At 44.6% G+C, this 21,061-nt stretch carries 27 protein-coding genes; 25 read left to right on the forward strand and 2 right to left on the reverse strand.

The window, feature by feature from the left end; translation table 11 throughout:
- Window positions 1–47 precede the first annotated feature (47 nt).
- Window positions 48–923: a patatin-like phospholipase family protein gene (locus AAGG74_RS02625; protein ID WP_429674448.1), complete on the forward strand. Its 876-nt coding sequence runs from the start codon at window positions 48–50 to the stop codon at window positions 921–923.
- Here the strand turns inward: AAGG74_RS02625 and AAGG74_RS02630 are convergent.
- Together AAGG74_RS02630 and AAGG74_RS02635 are read right to left on the reverse strand one after the other, a co-directional pair.
- Window positions 920–1,315, reverse strand: a complete 396-nt coding sequence (locus tag AAGG74_RS02630) for an SA1362 family protein (protein WP_162102450.1) — start codon at window positions 1,313–1,315, stop codon at window positions 920–922. The two genes, AAGG74_RS02625 and AAGG74_RS02630, sit on opposite strands and share 4 nt — an antisense overlap.
- A gap of 38 nt (window positions 1,316–1,353) precedes the next feature.
- Entirely contained in the window at window positions 1,354–2,310 is a 957-nt protein-coding gene (locus AAGG74_RS02635) for a DUF1385 domain-containing protein (protein WP_162102451.1), read from the reverse strand.
- Window positions 2,311–2,535: 225 nt separating this feature from the next.
- Between AAGG74_RS02635 and AAGG74_RS02640 the strand changes: the two genes are divergently transcribed.
- From AAGG74_RS02640 to ahrC, 24 genes are all read left to right on the forward strand, one after another.
- Entirely contained in the window at window positions 2,536–3,072 is a 537-nt protein-coding gene (locus AAGG74_RS02640; RefSeq protein WP_429675226.1) for a YqhR family membrane protein, read from the forward strand.
- A gap of 87 nt (window positions 3,073–3,159) precedes the next feature.
- Window positions 3,160–3,600 carry a type II 3-dehydroquinate dehydratase gene (aroQ, locus tag AAGG74_RS02645; RefSeq protein WP_429674449.1) on the forward strand — a complete coding sequence of 147 codons (441 nt, stop codon included), beginning with the start codon at window positions 3,160–3,162 and terminating at the stop codon, window positions 3,598–3,600.
- A 1-nt stretch (window position 3,601) separates the two neighbouring features.
- Window positions 3,602–4,663: an aminopeptidase PapA gene (gene papA / locus AAGG74_RS02650; RefSeq protein ID WP_429674450.1), complete on the forward strand. Its 1,062-nt coding sequence runs from the start codon at window positions 3,602–3,604 to the stop codon at window positions 4,661–4,663.
- A 24-nt stretch (window positions 4,664–4,687) separates the two neighbouring features.
- A complete protein-coding gene (gene efp, locus AAGG74_RS02655; protein ID WP_429674451.1) occupies window positions 4,688–5,245 on the forward strand; it encodes an elongation factor P in 558 nt (185 codons plus the stop codon).
- A 143-nt stretch (window positions 5,246–5,388) separates the two neighbouring features.
- A complete protein-coding gene (locus tag AAGG74_RS02660; RefSeq protein WP_162102454.1) occupies window positions 5,389–5,670 on the forward strand; it encodes a YqhV family protein in 282 nt (93 codons plus the stop codon).
- A 75-nt stretch (window positions 5,671–5,745) separates the two neighbouring features.
- On the forward strand, window positions 5,746–6,666 hold the full coding sequence (gene spoIIIAA, locus AAGG74_RS02665) for a stage III sporulation protein AA (RefSeq protein WP_429674452.1): 921 nt from the start codon (window positions 5,746–5,748) through the stop codon (window positions 6,664–6,666).
- A complete protein-coding gene (gene spoIIIAB, locus AAGG74_RS02670; protein WP_429674453.1) occupies window positions 6,660–7,175 on the forward strand; it encodes a stage III sporulation protein SpoIIIAB in 516 nt (171 codons plus the stop codon). Before spoIIIAA ends, spoIIIAB begins: the two co-directional genes overlap by 7 nt.
- A gap of 22 nt (window positions 7,176–7,197) precedes the next feature.
- Window positions 7,198–7,404: a stage III sporulation protein AC gene (spoIIIAC, locus tag AAGG74_RS02675; protein WP_003153142.1), complete on the forward strand. Its 207-nt coding sequence runs from the start codon at window positions 7,198–7,200 to the stop codon at window positions 7,402–7,404.
- A gap of 6 nt (window positions 7,405–7,410) precedes the next feature.
- Window positions 7,411–7,812, forward strand: a complete 402-nt coding sequence (spoIIIAD, locus tag AAGG74_RS02680) for a stage III sporulation protein AD (RefSeq protein ID WP_162102457.1) — start codon at window positions 7,411–7,413, stop codon at window positions 7,810–7,812.
- A gap of 18 nt (window positions 7,813–7,830) precedes the next feature.
- Window positions 7,831–9,036 carry a stage III sporulation protein AE gene (gene spoIIIAE / locus AAGG74_RS02685; RefSeq protein ID WP_162102458.1) on the forward strand — a complete coding sequence of 402 codons (1,206 nt, stop codon included), beginning with the start codon at window positions 7,831–7,833 and terminating at the stop codon, window positions 9,034–9,036.
- Window positions 9,037–9,049: 13 nt separating this feature from the next.
- Window positions 9,050–9,670 carry a stage III sporulation protein AF gene (gene spoIIIAF, locus AAGG74_RS02690; RefSeq protein WP_429674455.1) on the forward strand — a complete coding sequence of 207 codons (621 nt, stop codon included), beginning with the start codon at window positions 9,050–9,052 and terminating at the stop codon, window positions 9,668–9,670.
- Window positions 9,663–10,346 carry a stage III sporulation protein AG gene (spoIIIAG, locus tag AAGG74_RS02695; protein ID WP_429674456.1) on the forward strand — a complete coding sequence of 228 codons (684 nt, stop codon included), beginning with the start codon at window positions 9,663–9,665 and terminating at the stop codon, window positions 10,344–10,346. Before spoIIIAF ends, spoIIIAG begins: the two co-directional genes overlap by 8 nt.
- Window positions 10,347–11,003, forward strand: a complete 657-nt coding sequence (spoIIIAH, locus tag AAGG74_RS02700) for a stage III sporulation ratchet engulfment protein SpoIIIAH (RefSeq protein ID WP_162102461.1) — start codon at window positions 10,347–10,349, stop codon at window positions 11,001–11,003. It abuts the gene before it with no gap.
- Window positions 11,004–11,157: 154 nt separating this feature from the next.
- Window positions 11,158–11,640, forward strand: coding sequence for an acetyl-CoA carboxylase biotin carboxyl carrier protein (accB, locus tag AAGG74_RS02705; protein WP_429674457.1), 483 nt, complete (start codon window positions 11,158–11,160; stop codon window positions 11,638–11,640).
- An 11-nt stretch (window positions 11,641–11,651) separates the two neighbouring features.
- Window positions 11,652–13,004, forward strand: coding sequence for an acetyl-CoA carboxylase biotin carboxylase subunit (gene accC, locus AAGG74_RS02710; protein ID WP_429674459.1), 1,353 nt, complete (start codon window positions 11,652–11,654; stop codon window positions 13,002–13,004).
- Between the two features lie 20 nt (window positions 13,005–13,024).
- Window positions 13,025–13,429 (forward strand): fatty acid biosynthesis protein YqhY, encoded by a 405-nt coding sequence (gene yqhY, locus AAGG74_RS02715; RefSeq protein ID WP_162102464.1) that lies wholly within the window; start codon window positions 13,025–13,027, stop codon window positions 13,427–13,429.
- A 262-nt stretch (window positions 13,430–13,691) separates the two neighbouring features.
- On the forward strand, window positions 13,692–14,087 hold the full coding sequence (nusB, locus tag AAGG74_RS02720) for a transcription antitermination factor NusB (RefSeq protein WP_003226401.1): 396 nt from the start codon (window positions 13,692–13,694) through the stop codon (window positions 14,085–14,087).
- Between the two features lie 11 nt (window positions 14,088–14,098).
- Window positions 14,099–14,950: a bifunctional methylenetetrahydrofolate dehydrogenase/methenyltetrahydrofolate cyclohydrolase FolD gene (folD, locus tag AAGG74_RS02725; RefSeq protein WP_162102466.1), complete on the forward strand. Its 852-nt coding sequence runs from the start codon at window positions 14,099–14,101 to the stop codon at window positions 14,948–14,950.
- Between the two features lie 137 nt (window positions 14,951–15,087).
- Window positions 15,088–16,434, forward strand: coding sequence for an exodeoxyribonuclease VII large subunit (gene xseA / locus AAGG74_RS02730; RefSeq protein WP_429674462.1), 1,347 nt, complete (start codon window positions 15,088–15,090; stop codon window positions 16,432–16,434).
- Window positions 16,431–16,685, forward strand: a complete 255-nt coding sequence (locus AAGG74_RS02735) for an exodeoxyribonuclease VII small subunit (protein ID WP_103749597.1) — start codon at window positions 16,431–16,433, stop codon at window positions 16,683–16,685. Before xseA ends, AAGG74_RS02735 begins: the two co-directional genes overlap by 4 nt.
- Window positions 16,675–17,565, forward strand: coding sequence for a polyprenyl synthetase family protein (locus AAGG74_RS02740; protein WP_429674463.1), 891 nt, complete (start codon window positions 16,675–16,677; stop codon window positions 17,563–17,565). Before AAGG74_RS02735 ends, AAGG74_RS02740 begins: the two co-directional genes overlap by 11 nt.
- A 180-nt stretch (window positions 17,566–17,745) precedes the next feature.
- Window positions 17,746–19,647: a 1-deoxy-D-xylulose-5-phosphate synthase gene (gene dxs, locus AAGG74_RS02745; protein WP_429674464.1), complete on the forward strand. Its 1,902-nt coding sequence runs from the start codon at window positions 17,746–17,748 to the stop codon at window positions 19,645–19,647.
- Entirely contained in the window at window positions 19,644–20,489 is an 846-nt protein-coding gene (locus tag AAGG74_RS02750; protein ID WP_162102470.1) for a TlyA family RNA methyltransferase, read from the forward strand. Before dxs ends, AAGG74_RS02750 begins: the two co-directional genes overlap by 4 nt.
- A 96-nt stretch (window positions 20,490–20,585) precedes the next feature.
- Entirely contained in the window at window positions 20,586–21,035 is a 450-nt protein-coding gene (ahrC, locus tag AAGG74_RS02755; RefSeq protein ID WP_162102471.1) for a transcriptional regulator AhrC/ArgR, read from the forward strand.
- The last annotated feature ends 26 nt before the right edge of the window (window positions 21,036–21,061 follow it).

The following is a 21,061-nucleotide window of genomic DNA, read 5'->3' on the forward strand; positions in this document are numbered from 1 at the left end:
TTTCTTAAAATGATAGTAAACGATCGGATGGAGGGGGAGGGAATGGGATGTATATTGACGGTGTGTTTTCCGGCGGAGGAGTAAAAGGCATTGCACTGGCAGGCGCTTATGAAATGCTTGAGGAAAAGGGCTTCCGCTTTAAAAGAGTTGCAGGTACAAGCGCAGGCGCCATCATTGCCGCTTTCATTGCGTCAGGATACACCGGTAAGGAAATCCGCACTTTGATTGAAGAAGTGGACGGAGAGAAATTGCTGGACCAGCGATACTCATTTCTTCCCTTAAAGATGCTCCAGTGGGTTTCCATCTACTGGCGTCTCGGCTTATACAAAGGCGACACAATAGAAAAGTGGATTGCTGATCTGTTAAGAGCGAAAGGCATAAGGGTTTTCGGTGATTTGCCTAAAGGGTCTCTGCGCCTTATCGCTTCTGATCTGACAAACGGCACCATGATTGTTTTGCCAGACGATTTGGGTCGTTACGGGTTAAATCCCGATATGTTTCCGGTTGCCAGAGCGGTCAGAATGAGCTGCAGCATTCCGTATTTCTTTGAACCTATAAAATTAAAAACGGAGAGTGGCGCTGCCACGGTAGTTGACGGAGGGGTGTTAAGCAATTTTCCAATCTGGCTGTTTTCTAAGGAAAGAAAACGACCTGTGATCGGTGTCACGCTCGCGCCGCGGGAAAGAGAGCGTCCGAAAAAAAACATCCGCAATGCTTTTGAACTGTTTGCAGCTCTGTTTGAAACGATGAAGGATGCACATGATGCAAGGCATATCGCGTCACGCTATGAACAAAACATCATTTTTCTGCCGGTTGATGACGTGATGGCAACCGATTTTTATGTGACAAAACAAAAAAAACTAGCCCTCATAGAGCTAGGAAAAAGACAGACTGAGCAGTTTTTGAGAAAGTGGACCTATTAAAAAAGCGCTCTGTTTTTCTTTTTATTTTTTTTTCCTTCTATAACAGTCAGCTGAGTCTGGCTTTTTTTCTTGAGAATCATCGGCTTAGGCTTGCTTGCGTTCGGAACGCTTCGCAGGTGGCTTACACGTGCCTTATGTCCGGCGCGGTGCTTTGCTTTTGATTCCTTCATCCGGCGCCGCGACTGTTTCGCCGCTTTTTTGAAGGCCGCTCCTTCACTGCCGGCATTTCGATTCATTACGTATTTTACAATAAAATAAATAATGATACCCGCCACGATGATGGTGATCGCCATTTTTGCTATTTCTCCGGGATTTGTTACCAGCATATAGAGGAAACCGAACGCTCCCAGCGCAATTAAAACAGCAATAATAGGTTGTACACGATGATTCATAACTGTCCACCTCCGAAAATAATAGCAGGGCAACGATACTAGATGACGTTGTGAGAAGGCTTCTGATCTTGTTCAGACATTTCTTCGAGTTTGAGAAGCTCGTTAAAGCTTTCGATGGCAACTTCAACCTGGTCATCCTTAGGTTCTTTTGTTGTTAACAGCTGAAGCCAGAGTCCCGGGTACCCAAGAAATTTCAGTCCGGGAATATCACGAACTTTGTTTGTCAGCTGCAGAACTTCAAAAGATATGCCGAGTACGACCGGTATCAGTGCAACACGATCTATAACACGCAGCCAAAGCGGATCTGTCGGAACAAGCAAATAGACAAACATGCCGACAATAACCGTAAATAAAATAAAGCTTGATCCGCAACGATAATGAAGCCGGGATTGGTTTTGCACATTCTCCACTGTAATTGGAAAATTCTGTTCATAACAGTTTATGACTTTGTGTTCGGCCCCATGATATTGAAACACTCTTTTAATGAGCGGTGTCATGGATAAAAAATAAATGTAGCCAAGCAGCAGCATCAGCTTAAATAAGCTTTCAACCGCGATTTGCGCTGTGTCCGATGAAAATATCGGTCTTGTCAGTTCAGCTAAGAAAACGGGAACCAATGTAAATACGAACTTACTGAACAAAAATGATAAGACGCCGATTACCGCGAGGCTGAGATACATGGACAGCCCTGAGGATTTTTTTTCTGCCTGGTCAAGTGTCTCGTCTTCAGCGGGATCGAGCCCGTAACGTTCACTTGAAAAATTCAAATGCTTTGTCCCGTTTGCGCTTGCTTCAATAATGGCCGCGATCCCCCGTAAAAACGGTATCTTTTTTACGATGTTCAGTTTCGGATTGTGTTTGCGGGGAAGCTTAAAAAAGTCAATGCTTTTATCTGTTCTTCTGATGGCTGTAACGTAATGATGCTTTCCGCCAAACATAACGCCTTCCACAACTGCCTGCCCGCCGTATGCGGGCGGAGTTTTATGTTTTGACATATTATCAACCTGCCTATTTCTTTAGGATTGCTAACCATTTCCTTTTACTCTATTGTACAGGAAACAGCGCTAAACCTCTAGATTGACAGACTGAAAAATTGCCATAGCCTTGCTTTTTCTACATGCAGTATACCCTCTATTTTCAAATTTTACTCGCTCTTGTCAAAAAATGTGAGCTTTTTTATTGACATTTCATTTTTTGGGCACACTTTTACTGGAGGTGCCATAATGACAAGCGAAAAAGATACAGAACAAAATGAAGAAGTGAATGAGAAGCAAGGGCCGCCTGTTCCGATGGCCGGAAGGGTAGCTGCAACAGGCTTTTGCGGTGGTGTATTATGGAGTTTCGTTGCTTATATCGCATATTTATTTCATTTTTCGGAAATCAGTCCGAATATGATTTTGCAGCCGTTTGTGCTCGGAGAGTGGAAAAAACAAGGGCTAGGAACCGTGATCAGCATCATTTTAATCGGACTTCTTTCAGTTGGCGCAGCGTTTGTTTATTTTCTTCTCATGAAACGTTTAAAAACAATGTGGGCAGGTGTTTTATACGGTTTGCTGCTTTGGCTGCTCGTGTTTTTTGTTTTTAACCCGATTTTTCCTGATGTGCGCGTGGTGACAGAACTGAAAGCAGACACAGTGATTACGACCATTTGTATCTATTTGCTTTACGGGCTGTTTGTCGGTTATTCTATTTCGTTTGAATACAATATGCTGAATTCAGAAAAGCTGGCACGTGCGCTGGGAACGCATAGAGAATAGTGTATTATCCTTTTCCAGTATGATAAAATGTTCACGAGAAGTGAACATTTTTTACATGAGAAACCCTCGCGAAAAGGAGAGATTCCTGTGCCTCATTTTTTAATGTTGAACGGACCGAATGTCAATCAGCTGGGGAAGCGTGAGCAAGAGGTATTCGGCCGCCGGACACTGACTGATATTGAAACAGATCTTTTTCAATTTGCAGAAGCCTTACAAATCCAGCTCACTTTCTTCCAGTCTAATCACGAAGGTGATTTGATAGATGCGATACATGAGGCTGAGGAGCAATACGACGGGATTGTTCTGAATCCTGGTGCGCTGAGTCATTACAGCTATGCGATCAGGGATGCCGTTTCAAGCATCACTCTTCCTGTAGTTGAGGTGCATTTATCAAACTTATACGCCAGAGAGGAATTCAGACATCAATCGGTTATCGCTCCAGTTGCAAAAGGGCAGATTGTCGGTCTTGGAGCTGAAGGCTATAAGCTTGCTGTGCGTTACTTAATAAGCATGCAAGGGGGAGAATAAGATGAAGCTAGAGAAATTAAGAAACCTGTTTGGGCAGCTGGGGATTGACGGAATGCTGATCACAAGCAGCACGAACGTACGTTATATGACAGGGTTTACAGGTTCAGCGGGCCTTGCTGTTATATCAGGTGACAGGGCAGCGTTTATTACGGATTTTCGTTATACAGAGCAGGCGAAGGTTCAGGTGAAGGGTTTTGAGATCATTGAACACGGAGGCAGCTTGATTCAGACCACTGCCGACACAATTGACGCGTTCGGCATCAAGCGGATCGGCTTTGAGCAGAACAGCATGACATACGGCACCTATGCTTCATACAGCGCGGTTATCGGCGAGGCTGAATTAGTGCCTGTAGCTGAATCTGTAGAAAAGTTGCGCTTGATTAAGTCTAATGAAGAGATTAAGATATTAGAGGAAGCTGCGAAGATTGCAGATGATGCCTTCAAACATATCTTGACGTTTATGAAACCCGGCATTTCTGAAATTGCTGTTGCCAATGAGCTGGAGTTTTATATGAGAAGCCAGGGAGCAGACAGCTCTTCTTTTGATATGATTGTCGCCTCGGGCCTTAGGTCAAGCCTTCCGCACGGAGTGGCCAGTGACAAACTGATTGAAAGCGGAGACCTTGTTACGCTTGATTTTGGCGCTTATTATAAAGGATATTGTTCTGATATTACCCGTACGGTCGCTGTCGGTCAGCCAAGTGATCAGTTGAAGGAGATATATCAGGTCGTATTTGATGCTCAAGCGCTCGGCGTCGCACATATTAAGCCGGGGATGACCGGAAAAGAGGCTGACGCCCTTACGAGGGATCACATTGCTGCAAAAGGCTACGGCGAATATTTCGGCCATTCAACCGGGCACGGGCTCGGCATGGAAGTGCATGAATCGCCGGGATTGTCCGTCAGATCTTCAGCTATCCTTGAACCGGGCATGGTGGTCACAGTGGAGCCTGGCATTTACATACCAGAAGTAGGCGGTGTCCGTGTAGAAGATGACATCGTGATGACAGAAAACGGCAACCGGACAATCACCCATTCCCCAAAAGAACTTATTATTTTGTGATTGGAATATAGGAGGACATTAAAGATGATTTCAGTTAACGATTTCCGTACAGGATTAACAATCGAAGTGGACGGCGGCATTTGGCGCGTTGTTGACTTCCAGCACGTAAAACCTGGAAAAGGTGCGGCATTTGTCCGCTCTAAACTCCGCAACCTTCGCACAGGCGCGATTCAGGAAAAAACATTCCGCGCTGGTGAAAAAGTTGCGAAAGCGCAAATCGAAACAAAAACAATGCAATACCTATATGCAAACGGAGATCAGCACGTATTTATGGATACTTCTTCTTATGAGCAGCTTGAATTGAACGCGACTCAAATCGAAGAGGAATTAAAATACCTGCTTGAAAACATGTCTGTGCATATCATGATGTATCAAGATGAAACGCTCGGTATCGAACTTCCAAACACAGTTGAGCTGAAAGTGGTTGAAACTGAACCTGGCATTAAAGGTGATACAGCATCAGGCGGGACAAAACCTGCGAAAACTGAAACAGGCCTTGTAGTAAACGTGCCGTTTTTTGTGAATGAAGGCGACAAACTTGTTGTCAATACATCGGATGGTTCGTACGTTTCAAGAGCATAGATAGAAAAAAAGAAGTCTGTTCCCAAATGGGAGCAGGCTTTTTTTGTGCCCAAAAACAGAATCTTTCTTTTATACGAAATGACAAGACTACTTCCACAAGCTAGAGCATATCATATAAAAAAATGGGAGGTTGGGAGAATGCTATGAAATTTTTATTTGGAAATGTCAATTCTACTGTTTTAACAATGGCTGGGTTGCGTGTTTTATCCTCTATGATTGAGCTGACGGCAGCGATTGTCATGCTTGTGACAAATGACGTCCGGAAGGCGGTTGTCGTTAACAGCATTCTCGCTATTGTCGGTCCGCTGATTTTTATCATCACCATGACTGTTGGAATCTATCAAATTGCCGGACAGCTGTCGTATGCAAAATTGATTCTGATTTTTACGGGTGTTGTTTTGATTTTGGCGGGTGTTCATAAATAAAGCAAGGCTTGTCATAAAGTCTGCCTCACATCATACATTTTAAAGAAGCCAATCGGTAGAAAGGAGGAGGCTCTGTTGAATGAAATCGCTGAGGTTCTCCCTGAATCCATGAAAAACGCCCTTTCTGAAATACCGGAACATCAATGGCTGGAAATCGAAGAAGTCAGAATTCGGGTTAACCGCCCTGTTGAATTGATTCGAAAAGGACAACCTGTTTTTTTGTCCTATGCCGGCACTGCCGAGGATGCCCATCTGATTCTCAGCCGGCTCAGCAACTATAGTATGTATACACTCGAAGAAGAGCTGAAGAAAGGGTATGTCACGATCAGAGGCGGCCACAGAGTCGGACTGGCAGGCAGAGTCATCACAGAAAACGGGGGTGTGAAAGGGCTCCGTGACATCACATCTTTTAATATACGAATCGCCAGGCAAAAGCTTGGGATTGCGGAGCCGCTGCTTCCATTTTTATATCAAGACAGCTGGCTGAATACGCTGATTATCGGTCCGCCGCAAACCGGTAAAACAACACTTCTTCGTGATCTTGCGCGACTCTCGAGCACAGGGAAAAACCGTATATTACCCGTAAAGACGGGAATCGTCGACGAACGCTCAGAAATTGCCGGATGTCTGCGCGGTATTCCTCAGCATCAATTTGGACAGAGGATCGACGTTTTAGACGCCTGTCCCAAAGCTGAAGGGCTGATGATGATGATTCGCTCCATGAGCCCTGAGGTGATCATTGTCGATGAAATCGGACGTATGGAAGATACTGATGCACTGCTTGAAGCGCTGCATGCAGGTGTATCGGTCATTGTATCGGCGCATGGCTGGAGCATATCTGACTTGATGAAGCGGCCTTCATTGAAGCGTTTATGGGAAGAAAGAGCCTTTGACCGCTATTTGGAATTATCGCGAGCGAATGGACCGGGTACAATAAGCCGCGTTTATGATAAAGGCGGAAATGTGCTGTCTAAGGCGAGCGTGAAGACATGCTGAAGCTGCTGGGCGCTGTATTCATTGTGGCAGCGACAACGTGGACAGGTTTTGAGATGGCGAAAGTGTATACAGAACGGCCGCGGCAAATCCGCCAGCTGCGTGCGGCGCTCCAATCCCTTGAGGCTGAAATCATGTACGGCCATACACCGCTTCATATCGCTTCACAGCAGATTGCTAAGCAGCTAGCACAGCCTGTTTCCGCTCTTTTTATCACGTTTAGTGACCAGCTGGACAAGGGAAGTGATTCCGCGAAAATGGCGTGGGAGCAAAGCTTAAAGAAGGTGTGGGGAACCATGTCTTTGAAAAAAAGTGAATATGAAGTGCTCAAGCAATTTGGCGAGACGCTCGGGATACATGATCGCATCTCCCAACAAAAGCATATCAAGCTGGCGCTGACACATTTGGAAGCCTCTGAAGCGGATGCGGATCTAGCGCAAGCGAAAAATGAAAAGATGATAAAAAGTTTGGGCTTTTTAGCTGGCTTGTTACTCATTCTTCTATTGATGTAAACGTGAGGGGAGTAAAAATATTATGGGAGTAGACGTGAATGTCATATTTCAAATCGCCGGAGTCGGAATCGTGGTCGCGTTTTTACACACGATTTTGGACCAGATGGGCAAAAAAGAATATGCCCAGTGGGTGACGCTGTTAGGTTTTATCTATATTTTATTTATGGTTGCTACGATTGTAGATGACCTTTTTAAAAAGATAAAAGCTGTGTTTTTATTCCAAGGATAGGGGGGCTTGCAGATTGACATTGTTCAAATTGTAGGTTTAGGGCTGATCGCCACCTTCCTTTCTTTAATTGTAAAAGAACAAAAGCCGACTTTTGCATTTTTAATCGTTGTGTTTGCCGGCTGCGCTATTTTTCTTTATTTGGTAGACCAAATCTACGACATTATTAGAATGATAGAAAAAATCGCGGTAAATGCAAACATCAACATGGTTTATGTTGAAACCATTTTAAAAATTATCGGAATCGCCTATATTGCTGAATTCGGGGCTCAGCTTACCAAGGATGCCGGTCAAGGGGCCATCGCCTCGAAAATAGAATTGGCAGGGAAAATTTTAATTCTCGTTATGGCTGTGCCGATTTTAACCGTCATTATTGAAACGATTCTCGGACTTATACCTTCCATGTCATAGCTGAAAGGAGGCGGTAGATTGAAGCGTATTCAATGGGTTTTGTTTTTGGCCGTTCTGCTCATAGCAGGCGCAGGGGGTGCAGACATTGTACAGGCAGCCGGCGGGTCCGAACAAACGGAAGACCATGCTCAAACAGCTGAGCAATTAGCGGAAAGAACAGCAGCGTCGCTTGAGACAGATAAGATCGGTGAATTTTGGAATGACATTATGACAGAATACGGCGGACTGCTGCCAGAAAGCCAAAAAGGCAGCATAATTGAGTTTATCAATGGCGATAAATCATTTTCACCGCAAGAATGGCTGAAAGCTCTCTTTTCTTATTTGTTTCATGAAGTGCTTGCCAACGGAAAGCTGCTGGGCACATTGATTTTGCTCACAATTTTTTGCGTCATCCTGCAGCTTTTGCAAAATGCGTTTCAGCAAAGCACCGTCAGCAAGGTCGCATATTCAATTGTGTATATGGTGCTGATCATTCTTGCGTTGAATAGCTTTCATGTAGCAATCAATTATGCGACAGAAGCCATTCAGACGATGACCAGCTTTATTCTCGCGCTCATCCCGCTCCTCTTGGCGCTTTTGGCATCCTCAGGCGGAGCTGTGTCTGCAGCCTTCTTTCATCCTGTTATCCTCTTTCTGATGAACACAAGCGGTCTCTTAATCCAGAATATTGTTATGCCGCTCATTTTCTTATCCGCGATTCTGAGCATTGTCAGCACAATGACCGAACAATACAAAGTAACACAGCTGGCCAACCTGCTCAGAAATATTGCTATCGGAGCACTCGCCGTCTTTCTCACCATCTTTCTTGGCGTCATCTCTGTTCAGGGGGCTTCTGCTGCAGTGACAGACGGCATTACGCTCAGGACGGCTAAATTTATAACCGGAAACTTTATACCTGTGCTTGGCCGAATGTTTACAGACGCGACAGATACAGTAATCAGCGCTTCCTTGCTGCTGAAAAATACAGTCGGGATACTCGGTGTCGCTATTTTGATTTGTATTGCTGCTTTTCCGGCAATCAAAGTGCTGTCCCTTGCCTTTATTTATAAGCTGGCAGCCGCGATTCTTCAGCCGCTTGGAGGCGGTCCTGTCATTACCTGCCTTGATGTCATCAGCAAAAGCGTCATTTATATTTTTGCTGCTCTCGCCATTGTGTCTCTCATGTTTTTTTTAAGCCTTACTGTGATCATCACAGCCGGAAACCTCACGATGATGATGAAATAAAGGAGGCTGACGGATGAGTTTTTTAACTGAATGGCTTACCACCATCGTGTTGTTTATCCTATTTGCCATTGTGATTGATATGCTGCTACCAAGCTCCAGCATGCAAAAATACGCCAAAATGGTAGTCAGCCTGCTTTTGATTGTCGTCATGCTCACACCGATTTTTAAGCTCTTCAATACAGACCCCGAAGTCATCTTTGAATATCTCACAAAAAACGGGCAGTCAGAGTCTGCCGGCATAAAAAATCAAATCAATTCAAAAAAAATAGAAATACAAGCTTCCCAGCGCGCATATATTTTAGAAGAAATGGCTGTCCAACTAAAAAAGAAAGCGGAGGAGAGATTCAGTCATGATGAATACAAAGTAGGCCGCATCAAACTGACGGCAGGAGAAAAGGTAGATTCAGAAGAGGATATTAAAACAATCAGCGTGTTCATCGCCCCGTCTTCTGAAAAAACGGTCCAAACGGTCGCGCCGGTCAATATTGATACAGATCACGCATACGTAACGAAAGAAGCAGCAGAACAAAAAGAAGCCAAACAGATACAAACGCAGCTTGCGGACATTTGGGAAATCGGAAGCGAGAAAATTACGGTTCATATGGAAGGCGGGGAGAGTGTCGGCAATGAATAGAAACGGATTATGGAATGTATTGAAAAAGCAGTTTCTTCCGGGGCGAACGAAGGACGGTGAAAAGCCGAAGCTGACCAAATATCATTACTTTCTATTCGTTTTTGTTCTCGGAGTTTCTTTTATGCTTGTCAGCCAGCTGTTTTCTTCACCTGAGAAATCAGAAAACGCCAAAATGACAACGGCAGTTTCATCACAAAAAGCCAGCAAAGAGAAAACAGCAGAAGTGTTTAAAGCCTCAAAATCTGATGAACCTAAAAACTCGATCGGTGATTATGAAAAAGAATACGAAAATCAGCTGAAAGAAATTCTTGAAACGATCATAGGTGTTGACGATGTCTCGGTTGTCGTAAATGTTGATGCAACGTCGCTGAAAGTATACGAAAAAAACAAATCCAACAAAAATACAACCACTGAAGAAACGGACAAAGAAGGCGGAACCAGGAGCGTTACTGACCAGACATCAGAAGAAGAAATCGTCATGATCAAAAACGGCGATAAAGAAACACCCGTCGTCGTGCAAACGAAGAAGCCTGATATACGCGGTGTACTCGTTGTTGCTCAAGGAGTGGACAACGTTCAAATAAAACAAACCATTATTGAAGCGGTGACACGAGTCCTGGATGTTCCAAGCCACCGGGTGGCGGTTGCCCCTAAAAAAATAAAGGAGGATTCATAAATGCTCAAAAAACAAACCGTTTGGCTATTAACAATGCTCAGTCTTGTCGTGGTGTTAAGCGTCTACTATATCATGTCGCCGGAAAGCAAAAATGCCGTGCAAATGCAAAGTGAAAAAAGCGCGTCTGACTCAGGAGAGGTAGCAACTGAAAAAGCGCCTGTCAAGCAAGACACGAAGGAAAAGAGCGGTACAGAAACTGAAAAAGGAAAAGAGGATGGAACAAAGGGCACGAAAGATTCATCAGCAGACAAGGAAACATCAGCTGAAGCCAGTGAAAAAGGGACTGTTGTGACAGAAACAGCCGATGATGATCTGTTTACGACGTACCGTCTTGATTTAGAAGATGCCAGAAGCAAAGAAAGAGAAGAGCTGAATGCTGTTGTCTCAAGCGACGACGCAACAGCAAAGGAAAAGAGTAAAGCATATGATAAAATGACAGCTCTCAGTGAAGTAGAAGGAACAGAAAAACAGCTGGAAACGCTTATTAAAACACAAGGCTACGAAGACGCGCTCGTTAATGCTGAAGGAGATAAAATCAACATTACAGTCAAATCAGACAAACACTCTAAATCAAAGGCGACAGCGATTATCGATCTTGTGGCAAAAGAAATCAAAACAATGAAAGACGTCGCTGTCACATTTGAGCCATCCAAGTAAATAAGAGGAAAAACACGCCCGCTTAGCAGCGGGCTTTTTGTTGCCATTCATATTAGAGTTGAATTCAAAAGTCCGCTCCTGTAAGATAAACATAGTATGTACTTTTAGTAGTAACCTATAAAAAAAGAAATTTCTTACATAGGAGTGCGATTGAATGTTAAATATTAAAGAAATCCACGAGCTGATTAAAGCGATTGACGAGTCTGCAATTGATGAATTCGTATATGAAAATGAAGGTGTTTCCCTAAAACTGAAAAAACATGAAGCGGGCACTGTTCAAGTGATGCAGCAGGCGCCGGCAGCACCAGTGCAGGCACAGGCTCCGCAGGCAGTTCAACCGCAAGCGCAGCAAGCAGCGCCGGCACCTGCCGAAGAAGCGCCAAAGCAGGATGAAAATCTGCATAAAATCACTTCACCAATGGTAGGAACGTTTTATGCATCATCATCACCGGAATCTGGCCCGTATGTATCAGCCGGCTCAAAAGTAAATGAAAACACCGTTGTCTGCATAGTAGAAGCGATGAAACTTTTCAACGAAATCGAAGCGGAAGTGAAAGGCGAAATCGTTGAAGTATTAGTAGAAAACGGCCAGCTGGTCGAATACGGACAACCTCTATTTCTTGTAAAAGCAGAGTAAGGAGACTTAACATGATTAAAAAGCTATTGATCGCCAATCGAGGAGAAATTGCTGTCAGAATCATCAGAGCCTGCAGAGAGCTCGGGATTGATACTGTCGCTGTTTATTCAGAAGCTGATAAAGATGCCCTTCATGTTCAAATGGCTGATGAAGCTTTTTGCATCGGACCGAAAGCATCAAAAGACAGCTATTTAAACGTTACGAATATTGTGAGTGTTGCAAAACTGACTGGCACGGACGCTATTCATCCGGGATATGGGTTTTTAGCTGAAAATGCTGATTTCGCTGAATTATGTGAAGAAGTTAACGTCACGTTTGTCGGCCCGAGTGCTGACGCCATTTCAAAAATGGGAACAAAAGACGTTGCGCGGGAAACGATGAAACAGGCCGGTGTGCCAATCGTGCCGGGTTCACAAGGAATTATAGAAAATGTGGAAGAAGCGGTTTCGCTTGCTGATGAAATTGGGTATCCTGTAATTATAAAAGCCACCGCAGGCGGAGGCGGAAAAGGAATCAGGGTTGCTCGCACCGAAGAGGAATTGATTAATGGCATTAAGATTACACAGCAGGAAGCCGCAACAGCATTCGGGAATCCAGGTGTATACATAGAAAAATACATAGAAGATTTTCGCCATGTTGAGATCCAAGTGCTTGCCGATAACTACGGAAATACGATTCATTTAGGAGAACGCGACTGCTCAATTCAAAGGCGTCTGCAAAAGCTTTTGGAAGAATCACCATCTCCTGCCCTTGATTCAGAAATCAGGGAGCAGATGGGAAGTGCCGCGGTAAAGGCTGCGAAAGCGGTCGGCTATACAGGCGCAGGAACAGTTGAATTTATTTATGACTACAAAGAACAGCGCTATTACTTCATGGAAATGAACACGAGAATTCAGGTAGAGCACCCAGTTACAGAAATGGTGACAGGAACTGACCTGATTAAGGAACAAATTAAAGTGGCATCAGGATTAGAACTGAGCCTCAAGCAGGAAGATGTTGAATTTGAAGGCTGGGCTATCGAATGCCGGATCAACGCGGAAAACCCAAGTAAAAATTTCATGCCGTCACCTGGTGAAATTAAAATGTACCTGCCTCCTGGCGGTCTTGGTGTCCGTATCGACTCAGCTGCTTATCCGGGCTATTCTATCCCTCCGTACTATGACAGCATGATTGCAAAAGTGATCACATACGGAAAAACGAGGGATGAAGCGATTGCCCGTATGAAGCGCGCATTGAGCGAATTCGTCATCGAAGGCATTGAGACAACAATCCCGTTCCACTTAAAACTGCTTGAACACGAAACATTTGTGGGCGGAGAGTTTAATACGAAATTTTTAGAAACATATGATGTAATGGGCTCATAATTTTAACGGAGGTGAATTGAATGAAAGACAACAGCTTGCTTAAGATGGATCAAGATACACATTTAGGTAAGGTTGAGATTGCACCGGAAGTCATTGAGGTTATAGCCGGCATAGCAGCTTCAGAAGTTGAGGGTATTGCTGAAATGCGCGGAAACTTCGCGACAGGCGTTGTCGAGCGCTTCGGTAAAGTGAATCATGGCAAAGGTGTCAAGGTCGACCTTGCGGATGACGGAATTACGATCGATGTATATTGTGTCGTCAGCTTCGGTGTTTCGATTCCGAAAGTTGCAGCATCCGTTCAGGAAAATATTCGTCAAACCTTACTTAACATGACGTCTCTTTCGATTAATGAAATCAATATTCATATCGTCGGCATTCAATTTGACACAAAAGCCCAGGAAGTCCAAATCGACGAAGAAATGTAAATGGCTAAACACAAAACCAAGGGGAGGGCGGCCCTTTGGTTTTTTTACACGTTACCCTTATTTCAAAGTATGAAGAAAGCCGGCTCAAAGCAGCCGAGTTTCTTCATGATCGTGAAATCCGAATGATCATATTACGATGCGTGAAAATATTCGGTAATAGGGTAAGAAACCTTGATTTCAATATGCGGATATGAAAAAAATATGTTATGATCTCTTTGTGGCTTAACGACAAGCAGATAAAGAGGATCAAAGGAGAAAGAAAATGAAAAGAAGAACAGCAAGAGAAAAAGCTTTGCAGGCACTATTTCAAATTGATGTCAGCGATATTGCAGTGAATGAAGCCATAGAACATGCATTGGATGAAGAAAAAACAGATCCTTTCTTTGAACAGCTTGTACACGGAGTGCTGGAACATCAAGTCCAGCTGGATGAAATGATCTCCAAACACCTCGTGAATTGGAAGCTCGATCGGATTGCCAATGTTGACCGCGCGATTTTGCGTCTGGCAGCATACGAAATGGCCTATGCCGAAGACATTCCGGTGAATGTCTCCATGAATGAAGCGATTGAGCTGGCAAAACGGTTTGGCGATGACAAAGCGACAAAATTTGTAAACGGAGTTCTTTCTAACATTAAATCTGATATTGAACAATCATAGGAGGAAAGAAAATGACTGCAACAATCATCGACGGAAAAGAAACAGCTAGAGAAAAACGCGAACAATTGGCAAAAGAGGTAGAAGAGCTTAAAAAGCAAGGCGTCACTCCCGGGCTGGCGGTCATTTTAATTGGAGATGATCCTGCTTCCCACTCTTACGTGCGTGGAAAGAAAAAAGCAGCTGAAACAATGGGAATGAATTTCAAGCTTGATCAATTTGACAGCAGCTTCACAGAAGCTGAACTGCTTTCCGTTATTGATCAATACAATCAAGACCCTGCGTTTCACGGCATTCTCGTTCAGCTTCCGCTTCCAGATCATATTTCTGAAAAAGCGGTAATCGAACGCATCTCTCCTGATAAAGATGTAGACGGTTTTCATCCGCTAAACGTTGGGAAAATGCTGCTTGGCGAAGATACGTTTCTTCCTTGCACACCTCACGGAATTGTTGAGCTTTTGAAGAAAACCAAGATCGACCTTTCCGGTAAAGAGGTTGTTGTAGTCGGCCGAAGCAATATTGTCGGCAAACCTGTGGGCCAGCTTTTATTAAATGAAAACGCGACAGTTACTTACTGTCATTCAAGAACAGAAAATATGACAGAACATACGAAAAAAGCGGACATCCTGGTGGTGGCAGTCGGCAGGGCTAATTTCATCAGTGCAGACCAGATCAAAGAGGGCGCTGTTGTCATTGATGTTGGCGTTAATCGTCTGGAAAGCGGAAAGCTCTGCGGAGACGTAGAATTTGAAGGGGCAAAGGAAAAAGCGTCCTTCATTACACCGGTTCCGGGCGGAGTAGGGCCGATGACCATCACGATGCTTGCGCATAATACTGTTAAATCCGCGAAACGTACGTTATCATAGATAATTGGAGGTATTCACAGGCGGGACGTTTTGTCCGCAGTGAATATGAGCACGATACCCGCTTCTTGAGGCTCCTAAAGCCAGGGCGGGTTTTCTTTAGTTATGGTGCAGGAATGCTTATGAGAGGAGTTTGAGACATGGGCGAAACAGCGTATGTTACCGTCTCGGCGCTGACAAAGTATATAAAACGAAAATTCGATGTTGATCCTCACCTTGAAAATATTTGGATTAAAGGCGAATTATCGAATGTCAAAATACACACAAGAGGCCACATTTATTTCACATTGAAGGACGAAAACGCCAGAATGCAGTCGGTGATGTTCGCGAGACAGAGCGAGCGTCTGCCTTTTAAACCTGAAAACGGCATGAAGGTGCTGGTCAGAGGCGGCATTTCCGTATATGAACCGAGCGGAAACTATCAATTATACGCCAAAGAAATGCAGCCTGACGGGGTCGGAGCGCTTTATTTAGCGTACGAAGAGCTGAAAAAGAAGCTTGCCGGAGAAGGTTTATTTGAGGACCGCTATAAAAAACAAATCCCCGCATTTCCAGCCACAATCGGGGTTGTGACATCCCCAACGGGTGCTGCTGTCAGAGATGTCATTACAACTCTAAAAAGAAGATATCCCCTTGTAAAAGTCATTGTTCTTCCAGCGCTCGTACAAGGTGAAAACGCGAGCAAATCTATCGTTACGCGCATTGAAGAGGCAAATAAAAAAGAGCTCTGCGACGTATTAATTGTCGGAAGAGGCGGCGGTTCGATAGAAGAACTATGGGCATTTAATGAAGAAATAGTAGCACGTGCAATCTTCGCTTCCAATATTCCGATTATATCTGCTGTCGGGCATGAAACGGACTTTACAATTAGTGATTTTGTCGCTGATATCAGAGCCGCAACACCGACAGGAGCAGCTGAGATTGCCGTGCCTCATACTACTGATTTAATTGAACGGACAAAGACGGCGGAAGTCAGAATGACAAGAGCGATGCAGCAGCATCTCGGCCAGAAAAAAGAACGGGTTCAAACGCTCCAATCCTCGTATGCCTTCCGTTTTCCAAAGCGGTTGTATGCGCAAAAAGAGCAGCAGTTTGACCTGGCCTATCAGCAGTTTCAAGCACAGCTTACCGCACTTTTAGATCAAAACAGCAGACAGCTTGAGCGTGAAACATACAGATTAGAGGCGCTGCACCCTCATGAACAGCTAAAGCAAGCGAAAATACGTTACGAAGAACAAACAAATCAGCTGAGAAAAAACATGAATATCCAAATGAAACAGCTGCACTCCCAATTTCAAACTGTTCTTGGCAAGCTGAATGCGTTAAGCCCTCTTCAAGTGATGGAAAGAGGATACAGCTTGGCTTATAAAGAAGATGAACTCATTAAAAGTGTCAGTCAGATAGAAGAGAAGGATCAGGTTGAGGTCAAATTAAAGGACGGCGTGCTGACCTGTGAAGTATTAGAAAAGAGAGGGGAAGAAAAATGACAGACGTGAAAAAAAATGAAAACATGACATTTGAAGAAGCGATGAAAGGGCTTGAGAGCATTGTATCAAAGCTTGAAGAAGGCGATGTGCCTTTAGAGCAGGCAATTAACTATTTCCAAGAAGGCATGGCTCTATCAAAAATGTGCCATGAAAAGCTGCAAAAAGTCGAAAAACAAATGGACTTCATTTTAAAAGAAGACGGCGAACTGGCACCTTTCAGTGTTCAGGAGGAAGACAAAGGTGACAAATAAATTAACGAGCTTTCTGGCAGAGCGAAAAAAAACGATTGAACATCAGCTGTCTGTCTATACAGAAAAGCTTGACATGCCGGACTCATTAAAAAAGTCGATGTTGTATTCCCTTGAGGCCGGCGGAAAGCGGCTGCGGCCACTCGTTGTGCTGGCTGTTTTAAACGCCTACGGGAAAAGTGAACAGGACGGCATTCCGGTCGGGTGTGCTGTTGAAATGATTCACACATATTCGTTAATTCATGATGACCTTCCATGTATGGATGATGATGATTTGCGCCGCGGGAAGCCGACAAACCACAAAGTGTTCGGTGAAGCGACAGCAGTGTTAGCGGGTGACGGGCTCTTAACAGAAAGCTTTAAGCTGATCACCTCCCATGTGTCAGATGAGGTATCAGCAGAAAAGCGCCTTCGGCTTGTGAATGAATTGATTTCAGCGGCAGGCACTGAAGGCATGGTTGGGGGACAAGTAGCTGATATGGAAGCGGAAAACCGACAAGTGACGCTTGAAGAACTCGAATCCATACACGAACGGAAAACCGCCAAGCTCCTCGGTTTTTGCGTAATCGCCGGTGCTATTTTGGCGGATGCGCCTGAGGAAGAGATCGAAACGCTGCGGACCTTCAGCAGCCACATTGGAATCGGTTTTCAAATCAGAGATGATATTTTAGATGTAGAAGGCAGTGAAGAGAAAATCGGCAAACGTGTCGGCTCGGATACAACAAACGATAAATCGACTTATCCGTCACTTCTTTCACTGGAAGGGGCCCAGCATAAATTGGATTTTCACATAAAAGAAGCAAAGCGTTTGATCGGCGGACTCTCGCTTCAAAAAGACCTCTTATATGAGCTTTGTGAATTAATTGCGGCAAGGGATCACTAAACCAATCCTAATTTGAAGCGGCTGCCCGAGATATGGTAAAATGTAAGCAGTTTATATGAAAAGTGAAAAGGAAAAGCGCGTTTGTCTTTTTTTATGTCTGAGATCTGGCCTTTGTCCAGCTTGGCATACGAAAGACATGTATCATTGCAGAAATTCATGCTGAAAGTGAGTTGATCCGCTTTGGATCTTTTATCAATACAGGACCCGTCGTTTTTAAAAAATATGTCCATTGATGAATTAGAGAAATTAAGTGATGAAATCCGTCAATTTTTAATTACAACTTTATCCGCTTCCGGCGGCCACATCGGCCCAAACCTAGGTGTCGTAGAGCTTACTGTTGCGCTGCATAAAGAATTCAATAGCCCGAAAGACAAATTTTTGTGGGACGTGGGCCACCAATCGTATGTCCATAAGCTGCTGACAGGACGCGGAAAAGAATTTGCGACGCTTCGCCAGTACAAAGGGCTTTGCGGATTTCCAAAGCGGAGTGAAAGCGAGCATGATGTGTGGGAAACCGGGCATAGCTCAACTTCTCTGTCAGGCGCCATGGGAATGGCAGCTGCGCGTGATATTAGAGGAACGGATGAATTTATTGTTCCCATTATTGGTGATGGCGCGCTTACCGGCGGAATGGCGCTTGAAGCCTTAAATCATATTGGTGATGAGAAAAAAGACATGATTGTCATCCTAAATGATAATGAAATGAGTATCGCACCAAATGTCGGCGCCATTCATTCTATGCTCGGACGTCTGCGCACTGCCGGGAAATATCAGTGGGTCAAAGACGAGCTCGAATACTTGTTTAAAAGAATCCCGGCAGTTGGGGGCAAACTTGCAGCCACGGCTGAACGGGTCAAAGACAGCCTGAAATACATGCTTGTTTCCGGAATGTTTTTTGAGGAGCTTGGTTTTACGTATTTAGGCCCAGTGGACGGACATTCTTATCATGAGCTGATAGAGAATCTTCAATACGCCAAAAAAACGAAAGGCCCTGTTCTTCTGCATGTTATTACGAAAAAAGGGAAAGGGTACAAACCGGCTGAGACCGATACAGTCGGCACATGGCATGGTACCGGGCCATATAAAATCAATACCGGTGACTTTGTAAAACCGAAAGCAGCAGCCCCTTCATGGAGCGGTCTTGTCAGCGGCACTGTACAGCAAATGGCGCGCGAGGACGGACGTATTGTAGCCATTACACCTGCTATGCCTGTGGGCTCTAAGCTTGAAGGCTTTGCAAAGGAATTCCCTGACCGCATGTTCGATGTAGGAATCGCAGAACAGCATGCCGCTACGATGGCAGCTGCTATGGCAATGCAAGGGATGAAGCCGTACCTAGCGATTTATTCAACCTTCTTGCAAAGGGCATATGATCAAGTTGTTCATGACATCTGCCGCCAAAACGCCAATGTGTTTATTGGGATTGACCGTGCCGGACTCGTAGGCGCTGATGGAGAGACACATCAAGGCGTATTTGATATTGCGTTTATGCGCCATATTCCAAACATCGTTTTAATGATGCCAAAAGATGAAAATGAAGGACAGCATATGGTCCATACAGCACTCAGCTATGATGAAGGCCCGATTGCGATGCGTTTTCCGCGCGGAAACGGACTTGGCATAAAAATGGATGAACAGCTGAAAACGATTCCGATCGGTACGTGGGAGGTGCTGCGTCCGGGGAACGATGCTGTCATCTTAACGTTCGGAACAACAATCGAAATGGCGCTTGAAGCAGCTGAAGAGCTGCAAAAAGAAGGCCTTTCTGTGCGGGTTGTAAATGCGCGCTTTATTAAACCGATTGATGAAAAGATGATGAAGGATATTTTAACAGAAGGATTGCCCATTTTAACGATTGAAGAAGCAGTCTTAGAAGGCGGTTTCGGAAGCTCGGTTTTAGAATTCGCTCATGATCAAGGTGAATATCATACACCGATCGACAGAATGGGTATCCCGGATCGGTTTATCGAGCACGGAAGCGTAACGGCGCTTCTTGAAGAGATTGGACTAACAAAACAGCAGGTGGCAAACCGCATTAGATTATTGATGCCGCCAAAGACACATAAAGGAATTGGATCATGACATCGAAGAAAGAACGATTAGATGTATTACTAGTAGAAAGAGGGCTGGCGGAAACGCGGGAAAAAGCCAAAAGAGCTGTTATGGCGGGAATCGTCTATTCAAACGAAAACCGTCTGGACAAGCCCGGGGAAAAAATTGACCGCGACCTTCCGTTAACCGTAAAAGGAAACCCGCTGAAATATGTGAGCAGAGGCGGCTTAAAACTTGAAAAAGCGCTGGAGGAGTTTCCTGTCTCTGTTAAGGATAAAATCATGATAGACATTGGCTCTTCCACCGGCGGTTTTACGGACTGTGCCCTGCAAAATGGAGCGAAACAGTCATACGCGGTGGATGTAGGCTACAATCAGCTTGCATGGAAACTCAGGCAGGATGATCGGGTCGTTGTGATGGAGCGCACGAACTTTCGGTATGCAACACCGGCAGACTTCACAAAAGGCATGCCGGAGTTTGCCACGATTGATGTGTCATTTATTTCACTGCGGCTCATTCTGCCTGTCCTCAAAACATTGCTTGTACCGGGCAGTGACTGCATGGCTCTCGTCAAGCCGCAGTTTGAAGCGGGACGGGAATCCGTCGGCAAAAAAGGGATTGTCAGAGATCCGAAAGTGCATGCTGATGTTCTCAAGCGAATGATCAAATTTTCTGCGGCTGAAGGCTATATTTGCAGAAGCCTGTCATTTTCTCCAATCACGGGAGGAGACGGAAATATTGAATTTCTCCTTCATTTGCATTGGCCGGGAGAGGGACAGGAAGGGCAGGAGCTGCCGGAAGAAGAGATCTTACGTGTTGTAGAAGAGGCACACAAGACATTAAAAGAAAAAAAAGCAGATGTACCGGAATAATAGTGCGCTATTATTCCTTTTTTCTGCATTCATGTACAATTTGCAGAGAATCATATAACATAAAAGGACAGATAAGCTGGAAATAGAGGTGCTTACATGAGCAAAGGCCAGAGGCATATTAAAATTAGAGACATCATTACGAGCAATGAAATCGAAACGCAGGATGAATTAGTCGACCTGCTGAAGCAGGATGGATACAAAGTAACACAGGCTACAGTTTCACGGGATATTAAAGAACTTCACCTAGTGAAAGTGCCTACGAATAACGGCACTTACAAATACAGTCTTCCGGCAGACCAGCGTTTCAATCCGCTTTCCAAGCTGAAGCGGTCATTAATGGACGCTTTTGTAAAGATAGACTCAGCAAGCCATATGATTGTGCTGAAAACGATGCCGGGAAATGCCCAGGCAATCGGTGCGCTGATGGATAATTTGGACTGGGATGAAATTATGGGGACCATTTGCGGAGATGACACAATTTTAATTATTTGCCGCACTCCTGAAGATACTGACAGCGTAAAAAGCAGGCTGCTTGAGCTGCTGTAACAGAAATCTAACAAAAGATAAGAGGT

This window comes from Bacillus mexicanus (assembly GCF_050445615.1).
GTDB classification, from domain to species: Bacteria; Bacillota; Bacilli; order Bacillales; family Bacillaceae; genus Bacillus; species Bacillus mexicanus.

Excerpts from the sequence above, each read along its gene's own strand:
- AAGG74_RS02625 (WP_429674448.1), top strand. The coding sequence starts at position 48 with ATGTATATTGACGGTGTGTTTTCCGGCGGAGGAGTAAAAGGCATTGCA.
- AAGG74_RS02630 (WP_162102450.1), bottom strand. The coding sequence starts at position 1,315 with ATGAATCATCGTGTACAACCTATTATTGCTGTTTTAATTGCGCTGGGA.
- AAGG74_RS02635 (WP_162102451.1), bottom strand. The coding sequence starts at position 2,310 with ATGTCAAAACATAAAACTCCGCCCGCATACGGCGGGCAGGCAGTTGTG.
- papA (WP_429674450.1), top strand. The coding sequence starts at position 3,602 with ATGAAGCTAGAGAAATTAAGAAACCTGTTTGGGCAGCTGGGGATTGAC.
- efp (WP_429674451.1), top strand. The coding sequence starts at position 4,688 with ATGATTTCAGTTAACGATTTCCGTACAGGATTAACAATCGAAGTGGAC.
- AAGG74_RS02660 (WP_162102454.1), top strand. The coding sequence starts at position 5,389 with ATGAAATTTTTATTTGGAAATGTCAATTCTACTGTTTTAACAATGGCT.
- spoIIIAB (WP_429674453.1), top strand. The coding sequence starts at position 6,660 with ATGCTGAAGCTGCTGGGCGCTGTATTCATTGTGGCAGCGACAACGTGG.
- spoIIIAC (WP_003153142.1), top strand. The coding sequence starts at position 7,198 with ATGGGAGTAGACGTGAATGTCATATTTCAAATCGCCGGAGTCGGAATC.
- spoIIIAF (WP_429674455.1), top strand. The coding sequence starts at position 9,050 with ATGAGTTTTTTAACTGAATGGCTTACCACCATCGTGTTGTTTATCCTA.
- spoIIIAG (WP_429674456.1), top strand. The coding sequence starts at position 9,663 with ATGAATAGAAACGGATTATGGAATGTATTGAAAAAGCAGTTTCTTCCG.
- spoIIIAH (WP_162102461.1), top strand. The coding sequence starts at position 10,347 with ATGCTCAAAAAACAAACCGTTTGGCTATTAACAATGCTCAGTCTTGTC.
- accB (WP_429674457.1), top strand. The coding sequence starts at position 11,158 with ATGTTAAATATTAAAGAAATCCACGAGCTGATTAAAGCGATTGACGAG.
- accC (WP_429674459.1), top strand. The coding sequence starts at position 11,652 with ATGATTAAAAAGCTATTGATCGCCAATCGAGGAGAAATTGCTGTCAGA.
- yqhY (WP_162102464.1), top strand. The coding sequence starts at position 13,025 with ATGAAAGACAACAGCTTGCTTAAGATGGATCAAGATACACATTTAGGT.
- nusB (WP_003226401.1), top strand. The coding sequence starts at position 13,692 with ATGAAAAGAAGAACAGCAAGAGAAAAAGCTTTGCAGGCACTATTTCAA.
- folD (WP_162102466.1), top strand. The coding sequence starts at position 14,099 with ATGACTGCAACAATCATCGACGGAAAAGAAACAGCTAGAGAAAAACGC.
- xseA (WP_429674462.1), top strand. The coding sequence starts at position 15,088 with ATGGGCGAAACAGCGTATGTTACCGTCTCGGCGCTGACAAAGTATATA.
- AAGG74_RS02735 (WP_103749597.1), top strand. The coding sequence starts at position 16,431 with ATGACAGACGTGAAAAAAAATGAAAACATGACATTTGAAGAAGCGATG.
- AAGG74_RS02750 (WP_162102470.1), top strand. The coding sequence starts at position 19,644 with ATGACATCGAAGAAAGAACGATTAGATGTATTACTAGTAGAAAGAGGG.
- ahrC (WP_162102471.1), top strand. The coding sequence starts at position 20,586 with ATGAGCAAAGGCCAGAGGCATATTAAAATTAGAGACATCATTACGAGC.